General features: G+C 65.7%; 14 protein-coding genes and 1 pseudogene. 7 read left to right on the forward strand and 8 right to left on the reverse strand.

What is annotated here, in order from left to right:
* Positions 1-247 precede the first annotated feature (247 nt).
* Complete coding sequence (locus VMR06_RS11950) at positions 248-2,680, reverse strand: ABC transporter permease (RefSeq protein ID WP_325376600.1); 2,433 nt, start codon at positions 2,678-2,680, stop codon at positions 248-250.
* A 344-nt stretch (positions 2,681-3,024) separates the two neighbouring features.
* Between VMR06_RS11950 and VMR06_RS11955 the strand changes: the two genes are divergently transcribed.
* The gene (locus VMR06_RS11955; protein ID WP_325376602.1) at positions 3,025-3,972 is read left to right on the forward strand and encodes an AraC family transcriptional regulator; all 948 of its coding nucleotides are present in this window, start codon (positions 3,025-3,027) and stop codon (positions 3,970-3,972) included.
* 18 nt (positions 3,973-3,990) lie between these two features.
* Here the strand turns inward: VMR06_RS11955 and VMR06_RS18245 are convergent, their stop codons facing one another.
* Together VMR06_RS18245 and VMR06_RS11970 are read right to left on the reverse strand one after the other, a co-directional pair.
* On the reverse strand, positions 3,991-5,403 hold the full coding sequence (locus tag VMR06_RS18245; protein ID WP_422653314.1) for a class I SAM-dependent methyltransferase: 1,413 nt from the start codon (positions 5,401-5,403) through the stop codon (positions 3,991-3,993).
* Between the two features lie 327 nt (positions 5,404-5,730).
* On the reverse strand, positions 5,731-6,606 hold the full coding sequence (locus tag VMR06_RS11970; RefSeq protein ID WP_325376608.1) for an ion transporter: 876 nt from the start codon (positions 6,604-6,606) through the stop codon (positions 5,731-5,733).
* 541 nt (positions 6,607-7,147) lie between these two features.
* Here VMR06_RS11970 and VMR06_RS11975 point away from each other — a divergent pair.
* Positions 7,148-8,383 (forward strand): cation:proton antiporter, encoded by a 1,236-nt coding sequence (locus tag VMR06_RS11975; RefSeq protein WP_325376610.1) that lies wholly within the window; start codon positions 7,148-7,150, stop codon positions 8,381-8,383.
* 225 nt (positions 8,384-8,608) lie between these two features.
* Here VMR06_RS11975 and VMR06_RS11980 read toward each other — a convergent pair whose 3' ends face one another.
* On the reverse strand, positions 8,609-9,502 hold the full coding sequence (locus tag VMR06_RS11980) for a LysR family transcriptional regulator (RefSeq protein WP_325376612.1): 894 nt from the start codon (positions 9,500-9,502) through the stop codon (positions 8,609-8,611).
* A 188-nt stretch (positions 9,503-9,690) separates the two neighbouring features.
* Here VMR06_RS11980 and VMR06_RS11985 point away from each other — a divergent pair, with 188 nt between their 5' ends.
* The gene (locus VMR06_RS11985) at positions 9,691-10,344 is read left to right on the forward strand and encodes a hydrolase (RefSeq protein WP_325376614.1); all 654 of its coding nucleotides are present in this window, start codon (positions 9,691-9,693) and stop codon (positions 10,342-10,344) included.
* A 520-nt stretch (positions 10,345-10,864) separates the two neighbouring features.
* Positions 10,865-11,539, forward strand: a pseudogene (locus tag VMR06_RS11990) (IS4 family transposase); the annotation flags it as partial.
* Between the two features lie 133 nt (positions 11,540-11,672).
* Here VMR06_RS11990 and VMR06_RS11995 read toward each other — a convergent pair.
* From VMR06_RS11995 to VMR06_RS12005, 3 genes are all read right to left on the reverse strand, one after another.
* Positions 11,673-13,361 carry an ATP-dependent nuclease gene (locus VMR06_RS11995; RefSeq protein WP_325376616.1) on the reverse strand — a complete coding sequence of 563 codons (1,689 nt, stop codon included), beginning with the start codon at positions 13,359-13,361 and terminating at the stop codon, positions 11,673-11,675.
* Positions 13,362-13,638: 277 nt separating this feature from the next.
* A complete protein-coding gene (locus VMR06_RS12000; RefSeq protein WP_325376618.1) occupies positions 13,639-13,869 on the reverse strand; it encodes a hypothetical protein in 231 nt (76 codons plus the stop codon).
* 123 nt (positions 13,870-13,992) lie between these two features.
* Entirely contained in the window at positions 13,993-14,415 is a 423-nt protein-coding gene (locus tag VMR06_RS12005) for a hypothetical protein (RefSeq protein WP_325376620.1), read from the reverse strand.
* A 563-nt stretch (positions 14,416-14,978) separates the two neighbouring features.
* On the opposite strand from VMR06_RS12005, the gene VMR06_RS12010 reads away from it, so the two are divergent.
* Positions 14,979-15,368 (forward strand): VOC family protein, encoded by a 390-nt coding sequence (locus VMR06_RS12010; protein WP_325376622.1) that lies wholly within the window; start codon positions 14,979-14,981, stop codon positions 15,366-15,368.
* 278 nt (positions 15,369-15,646) lie between these two features.
* Here VMR06_RS12010 and VMR06_RS12015 read toward each other — a convergent pair whose 3' ends face one another.
* Complete coding sequence (locus VMR06_RS12015; RefSeq protein WP_325376624.1) at positions 15,647-16,348, reverse strand: hypothetical protein; 702 nt, start codon at positions 16,346-16,348, stop codon at positions 15,647-15,649.
* Positions 16,349-16,632: 284 nt separating this feature from the next.
* On the opposite strand from VMR06_RS12015, the gene VMR06_RS12020 reads away from it, so the two are divergent.
* Positions 16,633-17,685: an NAD(P)-dependent alcohol dehydrogenase gene (locus tag VMR06_RS12020; protein ID WP_325376626.1), complete on the forward strand. Its 1,053-nt coding sequence runs from the start codon at positions 16,633-16,635 to the stop codon at positions 17,683-17,685.
* Positions 17,686-17,814: 129 nt separating this feature from the next.
* Positions 17,815-18,156: a cupin domain-containing protein gene (locus VMR06_RS12025; RefSeq protein ID WP_325376628.1), complete on the forward strand. Its 342-nt coding sequence runs from the start codon at positions 17,815-17,817 to the stop codon at positions 18,154-18,156.
* Positions 18,157-18,200 lie beyond the last annotated feature (44 nt).

Consider the following 18,200-nt stretch of genomic DNA (forward strand, 5'->3'; position numbering starts at 1 on the left):
CTTTGCAGGCCCCCGCGCCAAATGCCCCTTCGGCGAGAAGACGAACGCCTTGCGCGTCCGCCCGAAACGTCCCAACGGAATCCGACCCGATGCCCTGACGTGACGTCGGGGCCACCCCCTGCGGGCTTCCCTGCGACGTGGATCGACCTTAACGCGGCCCGGCGGAAATTGGAACAATCTGTTCGTCACCCGTCGTGAACAACGCGGGCTGGCCCGCCGCATCAATCGACGGGTGCAACGACGCGGGTCAATCCCGCCGCAGCGACTCCATCGGATCGAGGTTCGACGCGCGGCGCGCCGGCAGGTAGCTCGCGAGCAGGCCGACCAGGGCCATCGCCAGCGGCATCGCGACGAAGGTCGCCGCGTCGATCGGCTGCACGCCGAACAGCAGGTTGCCGAGCGCGCGCGTGAAGACGAACGCGGCGGCCAGGCCGATCAGGAGGCCGACGCCGACGACGCGCGCGCCTTCGCGGACGACGAGGCGGCGCACCTGTCCGGCACGCGCGCCGAGCGCCATGCGCACGCCGATCTCGCGCGTGCGCTCGGCGACCAGGTACGAGAGCACGCCGTACAGGCCGACCGCGCCGAGGATCAAGGCCAGTACCGACGTCAGACCCAGCGTCAGCAGCGTGAAGGTCAGCTGCACCATCGAGCGCTCGACCAGGCCGGCCATCGTGTAGACACGGTACATCGGCGCCTCCGGTGCGACCTCGCGGACCAGGGCGCGCACGTCGGGCGCGATCTCCTCGGCGCGCGTCGTGCGCACGACGAACGCCGGCGAAGTCACCGGGCGTCCGCCGGTCTCGCTGCTATCGACCATCGGGAAGTAGATCAGCGGCTCGGGCGCGGAGCGGAAACCCTCCTGCAGCACGTCCTCGACGACGCCGACGACGGTCTCCCAGTTCGTCTGGTTCTGCCGCTGCAGGCGCTGGCCGATCGGATCCTTGCCCGGCCACAGCTGCTCGGCCGCGCTGCGGCTGACGACGAGGTTGCCGCGAGAGGCGCCGTGGTCGTCCTCGACGAAGCCGCGGCCGGCGATCAGCGCGATGCCCATCGCCTTGAAGTAGTCGCCGCCCGCATAGGTGTAGTGGACGCGCGAGCGGGCCTCCGGATCGGCGCCCGCGGTCTCGGTGCGTACGCGCATGCTGCCGGTCGACTCGTCGAGCGGCACGTTCTCGACCAGGCCGGCCGCCTGCACGCCCGGCAGCGCCGAGAGGCGGTCGATGAAGGCCTGGTTGAAGCGCGCGAACGACGGCGCGTCCTTGAGCTCGGCGCGGTCGGGCGCGATCTGGAACGTGAAGATGTCGCGCGTGTCGTAGCCCGGATCGACCTGCTGCAAGGCATAGGCGCTACGCAGCAGCAGGCCCGAGCCGATCAGCAGCACCAGCGCCAATGCCGTCTGGCCGACCACCAGCGCATTGCGCACGCCGTGATGGCGGCGCGTCAGGCCGCGTCCGCCTTCGCGCAGGCGCGACAGGTCCGGCGCCGACGCGCGCAGGGCCGGCAGGCCGCCGCAGATCAGCGCGACGACGACGGCGAGGCCGGCCGTGAACAGCAGCGTCGAGGCGTGGATGCCGACTTCGTCCAGGCGCGGGATGCCTGCCGGCGCGGTGCGCAGCAGCAGCGGCATGACCGCCGCCGCCAGCACGACCGCGGCGACCGCGGCAACGCCGGCCACCAGCACCGACTCGGCCAGCTGCAGGCGCAGCAGCTCGCGGCGTCCGGCGCCGAGCGCGCGGCGCAGCGCAAGCTCGCGATGCCGCCCCTCGGTGCGCACCAGGAACAGGTTGGCGACGTTGGCGCAGGCGATCAGCAGCACGATCGCGGCGGCACCGAGCAGCACCCACAGCGGTCGCGCGATCGAGCCGAGCATCTGGTCGGCCAGCGGCCGCACGACCGCGCGATGCAGCTCGACGATGCGCGCATAGCCCGGCGCGGCCGTACCGAAACGCTCCGGCGCGCGTCGCGCCAGCGCGGTCAGCTCGTCGGCCAGCGCTTCCGTGGTGACTCCGGGCTTCATGCGTCCGATCACCGGATAGTCGAAATCGCCGACGCGTTCGACGTCCTTGGCCTTCAGCGTGCTCGACACCCATAGCCGCGTGTCGGCATTCGGAAAGCGGAACGCCGGCCCCATCACGCCGATGATCGTGCGGTACTCGCCGGACGCCCAGACCGCGCGGCCGAGCACCGACGGATCGCGATTGAACCAGTCGGCCCAGAGCCGGTCGCTGATGACCACCGCGCGGTTCTCGTCGGCGTCCACCGGCAACCGGCCGAGCGCAGGCTGCGCGCCCAGCGTCGAGAACAGCGAGTTGGTCGGCCAGGACATGCGCACGCGTTCGACCCGATCGCCCACGCGCAGCGTCGAGGTGAACGAGCTCGACGTCGACACGTCCTCGAGCAGCTGCGACTGCTCCTGGTACTGCACGAAGAATTCCGGCGCCGCGTCGAACTCGGCCGGCAGATCCGAGCCCGGTGCCGACGACGCGATGTAGACCAGCCGATCCGGATCCGCGTACGGCAGGCGGTCGATCAGCACGGTCTTGACGACGCTGAACAGGCCGGCCGTCGCGCCGATCGCCACTGCCAGCATGCCGATCGCGATCGCCGTGAAGCCCGGCGTACGCGCCAGCGAACGCCGCGCCTGATGCAGGTCCTGCAGCCAGCCTACCGATGCCATTGCGCGTTTCCTCAGAAGTTCCGGCGCGCAGGCGCCCGGATGGACGATGCAGGCAGCCGCGCCGGCGAACCGGACGGCACTGCGGATACCGGATGGCAGCAAGCGCTGTGCCAGCCCAGCGGGGCCATTCGAATCAGGCACTTGAATGCCAGCAGGCGCGCCACTGTCCATCCGCGCACAGTGCATCGTCCGCGCCCGTACAGCCCGCGTCCGTTGCCGGCGGGCTATCCCGATCCGGCACGATGCTTGCCCGATCCGACGATGCGCCGTCGCGATTCACGGTCGGCTGCGGAGGCGCTGCTAGCATCGGACGGTCACGACGACCGATTCGCGGCCCTGCCACCATGACCGGTACCGCCTCCCTCGCCTACGCCGACGCGGCCCCGCTGGCCGCGATCCTCGCGCGCCTCAACGCCGCCGACGGCCTGTACACGACGGCCATCGCCGGCCTGAAGCTGTTCCGCTGCTCGACACCGACCGAGCCGACGCATTGCCTGTACGAGCCGAGCCTGGCCGTGATCGCGCAAGGCGCGAAGCGCGTCGAGCTCGGCGAGGAGGTCTACGAATACCGCGCCGGCCAGGCGCTGCTGACCTCGCTCGACCTGCCGGTGATCTCGCACATCAGCCAGGCCAGCGTCGAGCGGCCGTATCTCGGCATCGCGCTGACGCTGGACAGCCGCACGATCATGCAGCTGGCGGTCGAGGCCGACCTGCCGCCGGTACGTGAAGCCGCGCCGCGCGGCCTGCGCGTCGGTGGCGTGTCCGATGCCTTGATGGACGCCCTGGTGCGCCTGGTCCGCCTGCTCGACGAGCCGGCCGCGGTGCCGCTGCTGGCGCCGCTGATCCAGAAGGAGATCCTGCTGCGCCTGCTGATCGGGCCGGACGGCGCGCGACTGCGCCAGCTCGCCGCGACCGGTTCGCGCGGACACCAGGTCGCGCGCGCGGTCGCCTGGCTCAAGCAGAACTTCGCGCAGACGCTGCGCATCGACGAACTGGCCTCGCGCCTGCACATGAGCCCGTCGAGCTTCCGCCTGCACTTCCGCGCGGTCACCGGCATGGCGCCGCTGCAATACCAGAAGCAGCTGCGCCTGCAGGAAGCGCGCTGGCTGATGCTGAACTCGCACCTCGACGCCGCCACCGCGGCGATGCGCGTCGGCTACGAGAGCCCCTCGCAGTTCAGCCGCGAATACAGCCGCGTGTTCGGCGCCCCGCCGGCACGCGACATCGCGCGGCTGCGCAAGCAGACCTTCACGACCCAGAGTCCGGCCGAGTCGGCCACGCACGCGGCCTGAGCGCCGCCGCGGAACCGTCTAAGCCGCGCACGCGCCGATCTCCCAGCACGCCGCCGGCATGTGCACGCGGTCGCCGCGCACGTAGGGCGCGAAGCCTGCCTGCACCGCACCGGCGACGCGCCCGCGCGTCTCCTCGTCCAGGCCCGCCCAGATGCCACCGAGCGGCCCGATCCGCGTGAAGTAGGTCGGCAGGTCCGCCAGCGGCAGCACGCACTCGACATCGAGCGGCGTGATCGTGATCTCGGTCCAGCCGGCCGCATCCAGCAGCGCGCGCGTCCGTGCCGCATCGGCCAGCCCGAACGGCCCCGGCGCGTCGGCCAGGCGCGGCGGCAGCGGCGGCAGCAGCGCGGCGGCGGACCGCTCGACCACGGTCATGAACGGATTCTCCGCCGGGCCGCGCCAGGCGATCGCGTGCAGTCTCGCGCCCACCGCCGCCGCACGGCGCAGGTTCGCGAACGCAGCCTCCGGGTCGTCGAAAAACATCACGCCGAAGCGCGAGACGATGCGATCGACCGCAGACGGCGCGAACGCGTGCCGCTGCGCATCGGCGCAGACGAACGTCGCCGCGATGCCTTCATGTGCCGCCCGCGCCTCGGCCGCCGCGATCATCGGCGCGGAGATGTCGACCCCGGTCACCCGTCCGTCCGCAGCGAGCCGCTGCGCGATCGCCAATGCGACCGCACCGGTGCCACAGCCGACGTCGAGCACCCGCAGCGACGCGCCGGGCGGCACCGCCTCGATCAGGCGCTCGGCGATCGGCCGGAACAGCGCATCGAGCAGCGCCTGCGTATCGACCCAGGCCTGCCCGCTGCGGCCGTTCCAGAGCGCGGCCTGGGATTGGTCCGCGGCCGGTGCCGCGGCGGAATCGGATGTCATGGCAGTTCTCGTCGGCTTGCGTCGCAACGCGGAATGACGCAGGTTGCCACGTGAAGTCGGCTTCAGGTCAAGCCCATGGGCGAACTCGATATCGCGCAGGTCGCGCGGCACACCGGCCTGCCGGCCGCCACGCTGCGCTACTACGAGCGGCGCGGCCTGATCGCCGCGATCGGCCGGCACGGGCTGAGGCGCGTCTTCGATGCCAGCGTCCTGGAACGCCTGGCGCTGATCGCGCTCGGCCGAACCGCCGGCTTCTCGCTCGAGGAGATCGCCGCGATGGTCGGCCCGCACGGAGCGCCGCGCATCGACCGGCGCATGCTGGCCGACAAGGCCGACGCGCTCGACCGCACGATCCACCGGCTCGAGAAGCTGCGCGACGGCCTGCGCCACGCCGCCGCCTGCCGCGCCCCGAGCCACCTGGAATGCCCGACATTCCGGCGGATCATGCGCGCGAGCGCGCGCAAGAGGACTGCGAAGCGCCGCTAGCAGGCCGTTGAGTAACCCCTTGCCCGCGCGACCACCATAGCTTCCATCAATCGCAGGTCGACGCGGCATGCGCTGAGCGACCAGAAGTTGGGATGTTCTCGTACGTATCGGCCGAGAACCGATTACCGCGGGCGATCCGATCCGTAAGCTGCGGGTGCTGGTGACGCGATCCTCAAGAACGCGGATGCAGTGCCGGGCTCACGCTACGCCGCGGATGGGCGCGAGTCGATCCCGCCGGAGCGGCCACTACGCGCCTCGCTGTTGCAGGCATCTGAAGCGTACGCAGCGAGCGTCTGCTGATGCAGAGGATGCAGTACAACCTGCCCCGCTTCGCGGCTTCGCAGGCTTGAACATCGATGATCCCGTGGGACCAACGGCCTGCTGAAGGAGCCGAGATCAGAGAGAACCCTCTTTCTCCAACCGCTCCCCGCACCGATGACAGAAGTTGGCCTCGGGCGGATGCATGTCCAGCCTGCATCGTCCGCATACGGTTCCGGCATTAATGGCGGCATGCCGATCCTCTCTGAAAACCGCTGCGAGTTCCGCCGTGTAGATGCCAGTGGGGACGGCAATGATTCCGTAGCCGATCAGGATCAGCAGAGATGTCACGATTCGACCCAATGGCGTTACGGGGGTGAGATCGCCAAAACCAACGGTCGCCACCGTCACCACGGCCCAGTACATGCCTGTTGGAATACTCGTGAACCCGTGCGCCGGCCCCTCGATCACGTACATGGCCGCGCCAAAGATCACCACGAGGGTCAGCACGACAGAGAGAAAGATCAGGATCTTGCGTCGGCTTCGCCAGAGCGCTTCACCCAGATGGCCGCTCTCCTGGACGTATCGCGTCAGCTTAAGAATGCGGAAAAGCCGCAGTAGGCGCAGAACCCTGACCACAAGCAGGCTCTGGCTGCCAGGAACAAAGAGCGAAAAATACGTAGGCAGAATCGACAGCAGATCGATGATTCCCCATAGGCTGGTTGCATACGCAAGCGGGCGCCTCACGACCATCAGGCGGAGCGCATACTCAGCCGTGAAAAGAAGCGTAAACCCCCACTCGAGTATGTAGAGAAGCTTGGTAAAGCGGACATGGATGGCTTGGGTGCTGTCCGCAAATACCACGAACACGCTGGCGAATATCGCCCCCACCAATATCAAGTCGAAATTTCGAGACGGACCCGCGTCATGACGGAAGATGATGTCGAACCAGCGCGCCCGCCATCCATTTCCAGCAGGCTCCAGCCCCTCCAATTCGTCCCCACTCTGCCTCATCATCAAACTCCAACCGCCGGGCCAGATGCGGCCGAAGACGGAGAGGAGATGACCGAGTCAGTCACATACGCCTGGATGCCGTCATACGTACCGGTAGCCCTGTCAAGCGGGCCGGCCCAGCCACCGTCTCCGAGATGCGCAGTTTCGCCCGCAGTCCGGGGCGCTTCGAATGAGCGTGAGATCGACGGCAGGACCATGAATCCGCTCCGTTCGAGGGGGCGGCATTCTAACATCGGGCCTTCATGCTGACCCATCACGCCTGATCGGGACTGGGCATGGTCAACCATCTTTCTTGTCGCCAGGTCTCGGGTTCCCGGTGATTGCAGAGCGGCTCGCAGCTATGCTCTGCTGCAGGTTCGCAGCGTGCTGGAGACGCTGCGGTGGAGCCCATGGAGGCACGGTGACGCTAGGCCAACGCGACGACGACGGCGAAGATGCGTGCCTACATCCAGTCTTGGCCCTTGAGCGAACGCGCGCCTGGCGCCGCCATCTTCGGGCGACCTGACACCGAGCGACACTCAGGAAACCGCCCGAGCCCGTGATGGACACATACAAGCTGGCCCTTGCCTTGATTGGTCTTGCGCTGTTCGGAGCGACGTGGCTGCCCGACCTGTTGCGACGCCGGCCGCTCACCCTGCCCATCCTCACCCTCGCGTCAGGCGCGGTCTTGTACTGGCTTCCGTTGCCCCTGCCACCGGCTGACCCGCTTCGCTTTCCCGTCATAACCGAGCGCTTGTCGGAATTGGCAGTATTGGTGGCACTGGCCGGGGTCGGGCTGCGCATCGATACGCGCTTTGGCTGGCGACGATGGTCGCTGACATGGCGCCTGCTGCTGATCGCGATGCCGCTCACGATCTGCGCCGGATGGTGGCTCGGCAGCTCATGGCTGGGCTACGGGGCAGCCACTGCACTTCTGATAGGCGCCGTACTGGCCCCCACGGACCCGGTACTTGCTTCGGATGTGCAGGTGAGGCCGCCGGGCGAAGGAGGCGAAGATCCCGTCCGGCTTGCACTAACGTCCGAGGCAGGCCTCAACGACGGTCTGGCATTTCCGTTCGTGTGGCTCGCGGTCGGTCTCGCAATGGCCGAGGCCGGCCAGCCGATGGATTGGCAGAGATGGCTGACGATTGATGTCGCTTGGCGTGTTCTCGGCGGCGTGTCCATCGGCGCTGGGCTGGGATATGGCCTGATGTATTTGATCTTCCGGAGCAAGCGCGCTCCCACGTTGTCCACAGGCAGCCACGGACTGGCCGCATTGGCGATGACGTTGATGGTTTATGGGATCGCAGAGCTCTGTTCAACGTACGGGTTTCTCGCCGTGTTTGTCGCGGCCCTGGTGATTCGCCAGAGCGAGCGCGGTCACGCGTATCACAGCACGCTTGAATTGTTTGCCCAGCAATGCGAACGATTACTCACCGCTTTGATCTTGCTGATGCTTGGCGGCGCACTCGTCTCAGGCCTTCTTCTCGACATGGGATGGCGCGAACTGGCGTTCGGCGCAATATTCGTCTTGCTCGTGCGTCCACTGGCGGGCCTGGCTTCACTGGTAGGCACCACGCTTTCCCGCCGCGAGCGGTGGAGTATCGCGGTTTTCGGCGTGCGCGGGGTCGGCTCGCTGTACTACCTGGCCTTTGCGCTGAACCACGCGACATTTGAGTCCGAACGTGCCATCTGGGGCATCGTCGGATTGATAGTCACCCTGTCGGTTCTGCTGCATGGATTGAGTGCCGGCTGGGTCATGGAAACCCTAGACCGCTGGCGCTCCCGGAGCAAATAGCCGTCAGATTCCCGAAGATTATGTACGGACCTGACCGATAGGCCTTTTCCGGCAAATGAGCGTCCGCCGTAGAACGCTCAAACGACAATCGAATATTCCTCGCATCACCTTGGCTAAAAAGCGATGAAACTCACTCTGCGCCGCGCGGCCAAACGACCCTGCCCAGGACGCGGGAAGAACCCTGCGCCTTGAGCGAGCAGGTTGCTCTTGATGGATACCTGCCGGTCAGCGACTGGCACCGGCCGGGAACGAGGCCTGCCCGAAGCATTCGATCAGCAGATCGGTCAGCACGCGCACCTTGCGCACCGGATGCTGACCGGGCGGGCGGATCACATAGATACCGGCCGGCGGCGGCGGATAGCGCGTCATGACCGGCACCAGCGCACCGGAGGCGATGTGCTCATCGGTGAGCCCGTCGGGCAGCCAGGCGATGCCGAGTCCGGCGATGGCCGCCGCGAGCAGCGCCGTACCGTTGTCGGCCTTGAAGCGCCCGCGCGGATGCACCGTGACGATCGCGTCGCCGTCCATGAACTGCCAGCGCTCGGTCCCCTGCATCAGTGCTTCATGGGAAGCGAGATCCGCCGGCGTTTCCGGCGTGCCATGGGCCGCGATGTAGGCCGGGCTTGCGACGAGCTTGCCGTAGAGCGGACCGACGCAGCGCGCGATCAGGTTGGAATCCTGCAGATAGCCGACACGGATCGCGCAGTCGAAACCCTCGGCGATCAGATCGACGAAGCGATCGCTGTAGACGGTATGGACCTGCAGCTGCGGATGGCGTCGCGCCATGTCCGCGAGCACCGATGCGAAGTGCGTCGGACCGAACGTCAGCGGCGCGGCCACGCGCAGACGGCCGCGCAGATCGCCGGCCGGCAGTATCGTTTCGGTCGCGGCGTCGATCTCGGCGCAGGCCCGGGCGGCGTGGTCGCGGAACGTCAGTCCGGCCTCGGTCAGCGCCGCGCCGCGCGTCGTTCGCGCCAGCAGCTGCACGCCAAGCTCGGCCTCGAGCCGGCCGAGCCGCCGGCTGACGATCGATTTGGACAGGCCGAGCCGGCGCGCCGCCGGCGACACGCCGCCCGCGTCGGCCACCTCGACGAATGTGCGCAAATCTTCGATATCCACTCGGCGTTCCCGTCCTCGCGACTAGCCTGACACAACGAACGCCGGTCCGGCGTTGCGGATTCTGCGACACAGCATGACGCGGTCCGGCGCTACCGCCCCGGCCGAGGCGATGACAAGGTTTGCCGACGAGGTGAGGCCATCGGCGCTCGCCTCCAATCGCCCATTTCATCGACGACCCAAGGATACCCATGAGCTTTCGCAACGGCCTCGACTCGCTGCTCCGCCCTGAAGACTCGGTTCTCGTGCTGATCGACCACCAGCCGTATCAGCTCGCGAACCTTAACAGCCATGACCCGCACATGGTCGTCAACAACTCCGCAGGCCTGGCGAAGGCCGCCAAGGCTTTCGGCGTGCCGACGATCCTGACCAGCGTGATCGCCGAGCGCGGCGGCCTGATCTTCCCGCAGATCACCGATGTGTTCCCGGGCCAGGAAGTCATCGACCGCACGCTGATCAATACCTGGCAGGACCCCAAGGTGGTCGACGCGGTCAAGGCCACCGGCCGCAAGCAGCTGATCATCGCCGGCCTGTGGACCGAAGTCTGCGTCGCGATGCCGGTGATCCAGGCCCTCGGCGAAGGCTGGGACGTCACCGTCGTCACCGACGCCTGCGGCGGCGTGTCGACCGAGTCTCACGAAGTGGCCATCCAGCGCATGATCGGCGCCGGCGCCAACGTCATGACCTGGCTGGCCGTAGCCGCCGAATGGCAGCGCGACTGGGCGCGCACCGAGCACGTCGCCGAGCTGACCGAGGTCCTCAAGCAGCATCTGGCCGGCAGCGGCATTGCGTATCTGTGGGAGCAGCAGTTGTTGAATACGCCGGTGCCGCGCGCGGCGGGGTAAGTCGGATGGGGAGGACGAGACTTGCTGAGTACAGCGCGGCACTCCCAATCTCGTCCTTCACACTCCTGCTTGAGGCCGAGCTGTGGGCGATTGCTGCTCGCCGCACGATGCAGCAGCCCTTCCATCTAAGGCTGGGTCTTAAAAAGTAAACCTGACCCCGTTTCCGGATCCGAAGACGAATGCGGGCGAACGGGCATGCTCAGGCGCCCTCCGAGCAAGCGCCCGTGCTCAGCGAAGGTCCCAAGCAGAACCTCGCCGGCAGTGGTACTGCGTATCGGCGGGAGCAGCGGCTGCCCGATCCCCCGGTGCGGTGCGCGCCGGTTGGAGTCGGATGGAAGGACGGGATCTTGAGATGCCGCCGAGTACGGCGCGCGCGCTCGAATGTCGTGCTTTCCCCTCCTGCTTGAGGGGAGGCATCGAAGCCTCCGGCCGCACTCGCGCCTTTCGGAAAGTTACCCTGACCCCGTTATCCTTCCATCAAGGCTCGAACTCCAAAAGTAAATCTGACCCCGTTCTCGTCAGACTACGGGGACGTACCCAGGTCAAGCCGCAAGATGCGCCAGACCGCATCGATCAGTGGGTCGACAGCCGCCAGCTGCATGCACTGGCGTCGCCGAAGCCATACGAACTGCCGCGGATGCTGAGCAATCGCAGTAACCCGATTGAGTGCCGGCTGGTGATCTATGCCAAGGCGCGACACGGACGCCGGAGCCCAAACCGACGCATGCCAGGCAGGACGTCGCGCTCGACCGCGAGCATGAAAGCGTCCGCGCGAGAACGCGAGCCTTGGTTGATCGTCGCCTCGCCGGAGCTCGACGCGCCCAGCGCACGGCAGTTGGTAAGCCTCTATGCGCGCCGCATGCAGATCGAGCTCGGGTTTCGCGACCTCAAGTCACATCGCTACGGCCAAGGCATGGAGGACAGCCTCACCCGTCACGGCGCGCGACTGCAGATGCTCTTGCTTGTCAGCACGCTAGCCAGCTTCGTCAGCTGGCTCGCAGGTCTGGGCTGCGAGGCCACCGGCGTTGCACAGTGGCTCTCGCCTCATCGCTGCACGCGCAAGCTCTATTCGACCATACGCGTCGGACGCGAAGCGCTCGTCCGACGATGGCCCCTTGAGCCCGTATCCAGATGGCTGGACCGCATACGGTCACTGCCACCAGACGTCACCGATCAGATGGCGCTGACGGTATGAAAACGTGGGGAAACCTTAGAACCTGACCCCGTTCTCTCTCGACGCCTCGCTACGAAGGTGTCGGCGGTTCTGGCAGACGCTCCCACGAAAGCCTGTGCATCTAGAAAGTCAACCTGACCCCAATTTTCGGAACTCAAAGCAAACTTAGCTGCTGATCAGCCCTGGATGTAGCGGCTTCATACGCCTGCTCAACAACTCGAATAAGTGGAGCAAGGCGATTTACGTCTCTAATCTTTAGCAACCGCTGAGCCCACCGACCTTTCGCCTGCATCAGCTGCCCACGCTCTATGGACCAAGCTGCATCGCCTTGCGGAAACGCCACCGCGCACTCGCCTGCTTCATGAGAAGCACGAATCACCCGCGGGCAATAGAATCGCTCTAATCCTAAAAAAGTGCTACCTAGTATCGTGCTGCAGTTTGCAGGATTAGCCCTGACGACATATCGCTCGGCGTCAACGCCGTAAGCGCTCCTTAAGGCCACCAGCTTTTGATCGGAAACTTCCCAATCGACCAAAACAATCATAGGGCAATCCGCTGGTCGTCTTGATAATAAACGAGAATTCTTCTTAATATAAGAAATAAGAGAATCCACGCCAGAAGATTCGCCATCTTGCATGGTCGGCAACGTAACAAACTTTATTATGCTGCGACCGACAACACTTGCAACGTAATTCAGGACCAACTCATCATTATCACCCTCCACCAGAACCACGGGATTGAACGGATAAGACAGTATTGGATGCAAATAAGTCGATACCCCGTGCTCTTCAGCTGCTCGAACCAGCTCTTGAGTGTTCATTGGACGAAGTACACTACTAGTTTCACCGACCTCCGTCCAGTAACCACAATCACCGGACATAGCTACCACCGGTGAATGCGTAGTAGTGAATACCTGCAATCGTCGATTCTCGTCTGAGGTCCACTCAATTAACTTCTTAGAAAGTCTCGTCTGGAGATCATGATGCAAACCAGATTCGGGCTCCTCAACCGCCCATACTGTAGCCTGTCGCCAGCCAAACTGCCTGCTATAGTCAGTATCAATGTCTCTGAGCAAGTGAAGGAGAAAGAATGCCTGATGACCAGCGCCCCAGTCCTCATCTCTAATTGTTGATCCATTTAATCCCCGCGCCTGAAAGCCGGACATCCTTAGCATGCCGCCGAGGGAGTCTGCCGTCGCGATGTTTGGATTTGAAATTGGGGCGCCCGATTCACTCAAAGCAGAAGCCGTAGACTGCAATATTCTTCCCGCGGACTCCGACAAACCCCTCAATACATCGGCGGCCTGCGCCGACTCACGAAGTCTCTTGAATATAACCGCAGCTATCGACTGACTTTCATCCCGAAGAAGCTCAGAAGGCACCGTGCGATTAGGAATATATCTAAATACAATAAGAGATAGAAAATCGTACGCAAGTCGGTCACCTCCCTCCACTATTTGGTCACCGACCAAAAGCGCAACCGACTCTTCTGGGCGCCGCTGGCGACTTAACGCCCAGGTCTTGCGAACCAAGAAGTTAGGTCCCAATCGCTGAAGCGGCTCAAGTTCTCTTCTGAACCTAAAACCCTCTGGAAGGGAAAAGCCGACTGTAATTTGTATTATCTTCTTCTGACGTCGCGTCGGACGAAAGTGAAAGTCGACATCAAAATCTACTGGAATCCCCGGGGAAGTCTCCCCATTAAAAAATAAGTTTAATGCTCGAAGAACATTTGATTTACCACTCGAATTCTTTCCTGTGAATACAGTATGACCACCTAAATACTCCAAGCCCTCATCTGCGATCGAGCGAAAGCCTTGAACCCTGATTGAGCTGATGAGTTTCAATCACCCCTCCCGTAACCAAGAGCACTTTGCTTACGTATATATCTTTACCGAGTAGATTACGGGGTCCAGAAATAGGGGCAGAATACGTTCCGACGTCTCGCTACGATGGTGTCCACGGTTCTGGCAAACGCTCCCACCAAGGCCTATACATCTAGAAAGTTAACCTGATCCCGTTTTCAACGACTGCTTTTTGTATCGAGCTCCACAAGATTCTCCGAATGACGCCCAATACCTGAATTAAGCTGCGCCGTATAGCGACGTCGGCTTTAATAGATTGTTAGCCGCGCGTCTCCCAATGCGTGCGCAACGCGCCAACATCTGCATCGATACGAGCTTTGCGTCCGCTTGGATAGACAATCTTGATACTACCCGTCGGGAGTCCGTAATTCTTTTCGATGGTCTTCTGCAGTGTACCGATAGAACCATCTGCCTTTGCCTTGCGCTGGCGGATTGGTTTGCCAACACGTTTGACAGCCATCTTTGCAGCAGCAGTCTTCTTCGTGGCCATGACTTCTTCCTTTCAGTTAGTTGTGAAGCAGCACCTGAAAACGGGGTCGAAAACGGGGTCAGAGTGCGTTCCGACATCTCATTACGGTGCGAGCACAGACATAATTACCGCCCACCTCAACTACTAAAGCAGCCAGCCTCTCTGGATTCCTCTCCGACTCAACACAACCAACCCAATCGCCACAACCAACACCACCCCCTGCAACACCGCCACCACAGGTCCGGCCAGCTTGACCGCATCAGCCAGCACGAACAGCCCGATGTCCTGGACGATGATCCCGATCAGCGAGAGCACGAACACCGGCAGCGCCCATTTCTTGCGCATCAGCAGTCCAATGCAGCCGAGCACGCCGCCGAAGACCGCGACCGCGGTGGCCGCAACGGCCCAGGCCGGACGTGCCGCATAGAGCGCCTGGTGGGCGGCCGGCATCTGCGCGATGTCGGCGGTGGTCAGGCGCAGGTCGCCGATGAAGGCGACGCAGCCGAGCAGATTCCACAGCAGGGCGATCACGGCGACGACGTAGAACCATCGGGGTGGCTTGTTCATGGGTATCTCCTATGCACGGATGGAGCGCGCGGCATGAGCGCGCGTTTGGAAGCATCGAATCGATGGAACGGACCTGGGCGTCTGATCGGTACAGACGGCAGCGCTGTCGCGAAGCGAACGCAAAGACGCCGAACGAAGCCGCCCAGCGGCGGCTGCATCGGGAATACGGAAACGGATGAAGCCGACGGCGATGTCGGCCCCGGACGGAGGGAAGCGGTGGGACGCGCGAACGGACAGCGGAGTGCAAGTGGGCGTGCGCTGCGGCGCACCGGCCGGCCCGTGGCCGGCGGCGTCTCCCTGCGTGCAGCCTGTACCTGCATCCCTTCCATGTCGTCCTCGACATGAATCGATCGGCCTGCGCGCGCTCGGCGGCGCCGACCTTTGCCGGCGCCCGACGGAGGCGCCGCCCCTTGAATCCGCGGAGCGACTCTAGGCCAGCGGACCGGCGCCGACAAGTGACCGCGCAGCAGGACCGCAAGTCCCGACAATGACCCCATGCCGGGCGCTCGCCGGGCGCCACGCTGTGGTATCCAGAAGGCCCGTCGCTGCGATCGGATCCGGCCATGCTGCACCACCTCTCGCTCGGCGTCACCAACATCGAGCGCGCGATGGCGTTCTACGACGCCGCGCTGGCACCGCTCGGCTACGTGCGCGTGTGGTCCGATCCGGACGGTGACGATGCCGCCGTCGGCTACGGTCCGCCGGGTGGCGGCGACAGGCTCGCACTCAAGCGTCGTGTCGGCGCGCGGCCGCCCGGGCCGGGATTCCATCTTGCACTGGCCGCGCCGAGTCGCGCGGCGGTCGATGCCTTCCATGCCGCGGCGCTGCGTCGTGGCGGCCGCGACGACGGTGCGCCGGGCCTGCGGCCGCATTACGGGCCGCACTACTACGCGGCCTTCGTCGTCGATCCGGACGGACATCGGATCGAGGCGGTCATCAACACGCCGGAATGACTCGATCCGATCCGTGCGATCGGATCGGAGCAGGTCGAGGCAAGGCTGCTCGAGACCGCTGGATGGAAGCGGGTCGACGTGCGTTGCCAAAACCCGCCCGATTGAAGGGCTAGTTTGAACCGGCGCGGTCACCGCGGTCGGGGTCGGGCCGGCTTGAGCTGCTCGAGACCGAGCGATCGAAGCCGATCGACGCCAGCGGATCGAAGAAGGTCCGGTCGCAAGACCAGGCCGCACCTGATCGACGCGGCTCGGACCACGGCGGCGCCGTGCGTTGCGCGTCAAGGCGTGCCCGGCGGCTCGACTACTTCATCGGCCGCCGCGACACCACCGGCGCCGAGCCCCATGCCGACACCAAGCCCCATTCCGCCGCCGCCCATGCCGCCGCCTCCGCCACCACCACCCCTGCCGCCGCCTTCGCGACCGCCTTCGCCGCGTCCGCCGCCTCCCTTGCCGCCGCCAGCCGGACGCGTCGGGCCTTGCTGCGGAATCGGCAGCGCGGCCGGCACGGGATCGAGGTCGAGTACGTCGCGGATGAACGTGCGCAGCGAGACGACCAGCTCGGCGACGTGCACCGGGCGGCCGGCGACGAGTTCGGCGGCGGCCTGCGCGGCCAGGCGCACCTGATCCTCGGTACCGAGCAGCAGGATATCCGAGAGCGCGGCCTCCACCGCATCGCGCATGCGACGCGCGCGGTCGCTGCCCTCCTCGAACGCGCGGCCTTCCTCGGCGGCGCGCAGGCGCAGGTCGCGAAGATGGCTGGGGTCGACGCGCAGGTCGCCGGTGAACGATCCGCCGAGCGTCTTGTACGCGGCGATCAGCGTGCGCAGGCGCTCGTTGATCTGGCGGTTCTCGCGCTCGCGGCGCTGCTGGATCGTCTGCATGATCAGCAGGCGGATGCCGACGCCGATCAAGGTGATCACGGCCAGGCCGAGCAGCGTGGTCAGTACACCCTGCCACGAACTGAAATCGAGATTGCGCATCGTCACTCCGCTGGCCTGCGGCGGCGGCCGCGCGCGTACTGTAACGCCGGGGCACGCCGGTCCGTGACGGCGCCGCTGCAGCGGCGGCTGCGCAGCTTGATCGGATCGGGCAAGGCTTCGCGAGGATGCGGCTGGCCGGCGCGGGGCCGCCGGATCCATACTGCGCGTCCCGCGCCGTCCGCTCCGGCCTCTCGCCTCTTGCGCGACCGGCCGCGCCCGCCGGCCTCGATGTGGCGCGGCGATACGCCCCACTCCCTCCCCACTCGACGGAAGACTCGAACGCCATGAACGTCAAGGCTTACGGCGCGCACGCCGCCGACCAACCGCTGGAATCCCTCTCGATCGCACGCCGCGCGCCCGGTCCGCGCGACGTACGGATCGACATCGCCTATTGCGGCGTCTGCCACTCGGACCTGCACACGGTGCGCTCCGAATGGGGCGGCACGATCTACCCCTGCGTACCCGGCCACGAGATCGTCGGCCGCGTCAGCGCGGTCGGCGGCGAGGTTACGCGCTTCGCGGTCGGCGATACCGTCGGCGTCGGCTGCATGGTCGACAGCTGCCGGTCGTGTCCGTCCTGCGCCGAGGGCCTGGAGCAGTACTGCGAGAACGGCTTCGTGCCGACCTACAACGGCCGGACCGCGGACGCGCCGGGCCATACGCTCGGCGGCTATGCGCAGCAGATCGTCGTCGACGAGGCCTTCGTGCTGACGATCCGCCATCCGCACGATCAGCTCGCCGCGGTGGCGCCGCTGCTGTGCGCCGGCATCACCACGTATTCGCCGCTGCGGCACTGGAACGTCGGCCCCGGCAAGACCGTGGGCATCGTCGGCATCGGCGGCCTCGGCCATATGGGCGTCAAGATCGCGCGCGCGATGGGCGCGCAGGTGGTCGCGTTCACGACGTCCGAATCCAAGCGCCAGGACGCGCTGGCGCTCGGCGCGCACGAGGTGGTCGTCTCGCGCGATGCGGCCGCGATGCGCGCGCAGGCCAATCGCTTCGACCTGATCCTCGACACGGTCGCGGCCAGCCATTCGCTCGACGCGTTCACGACCCTGCTCAAGCGCGACGGCACTCTGGTGCTGATCGGCGTGCCGGAGCATCCGCATCCCTCGCCGGCGGTCGGACCGCTGATCTTCAAGCGCCGCGCGATCGCCGGCTCGCTGATCGGTGGCATCGCCGAGACGCAGGAGATGCTCGATTTCTGTGCCGAGCACGGCATCGTCGCCGACATCGAACTGATCGCGGCGCAGCAGATCGATGCGGCCTACGACCGCATGATCAAGAGCGATGTGAAGTACCGCTTCGTGATCGACAACGCGACGCTGGCGGCCTGAGACGCGCGTTCGGCCCGGCGGTGAAGCCGGGCCGGACGCTCCTGCGTTGCGCGCGGGCGCGTATGCAGCGCCGGTTCAAGCGGGCGGCGGCACGGTGCGGGCCTGGGTCCGTCACGTCCGAGGTCCGCCATGCGCCATACCCTGCTCCGCTTCGGTTCCGGTTTCCGCACGCTGTTCACGGTGCGCCGCGCGCAGGCGGCGCAGATGGTGATCGAGCCCGGCGGACAGGAAGGCGGACCCGACAATCGCCATCGCGGCGCCGATCAGTGGCTGTACGTGGTCTCCGGCACCGGCATGGCGACCGTCGAGGGCCGCCGCGTTCCGCTGCGCGCCGGCCGCCTGCTGGTGATCGAGCGCGGCGAGCGGCACACGATCCGCAACACCGGCCGCACGCCGCTGAAGACGCTGAACTTCTACGACCCGCCGGCATTCGACGGCGACGGCGACCCGAAAGGACCGGGACGCCCGTAGCGCGGCGCGAATGCTTGCGTGCCTTCGGGAGACGCGTCCGCGAT

Origin of the sequence: Dokdonella sp. (genome assembly GCF_035511235.1) — a bacterium.
Classification (GTDB): domain Bacteria; phylum Pseudomonadota; class Gammaproteobacteria; order Xanthomonadales; family Rhodanobacteraceae; genus Dokdonella.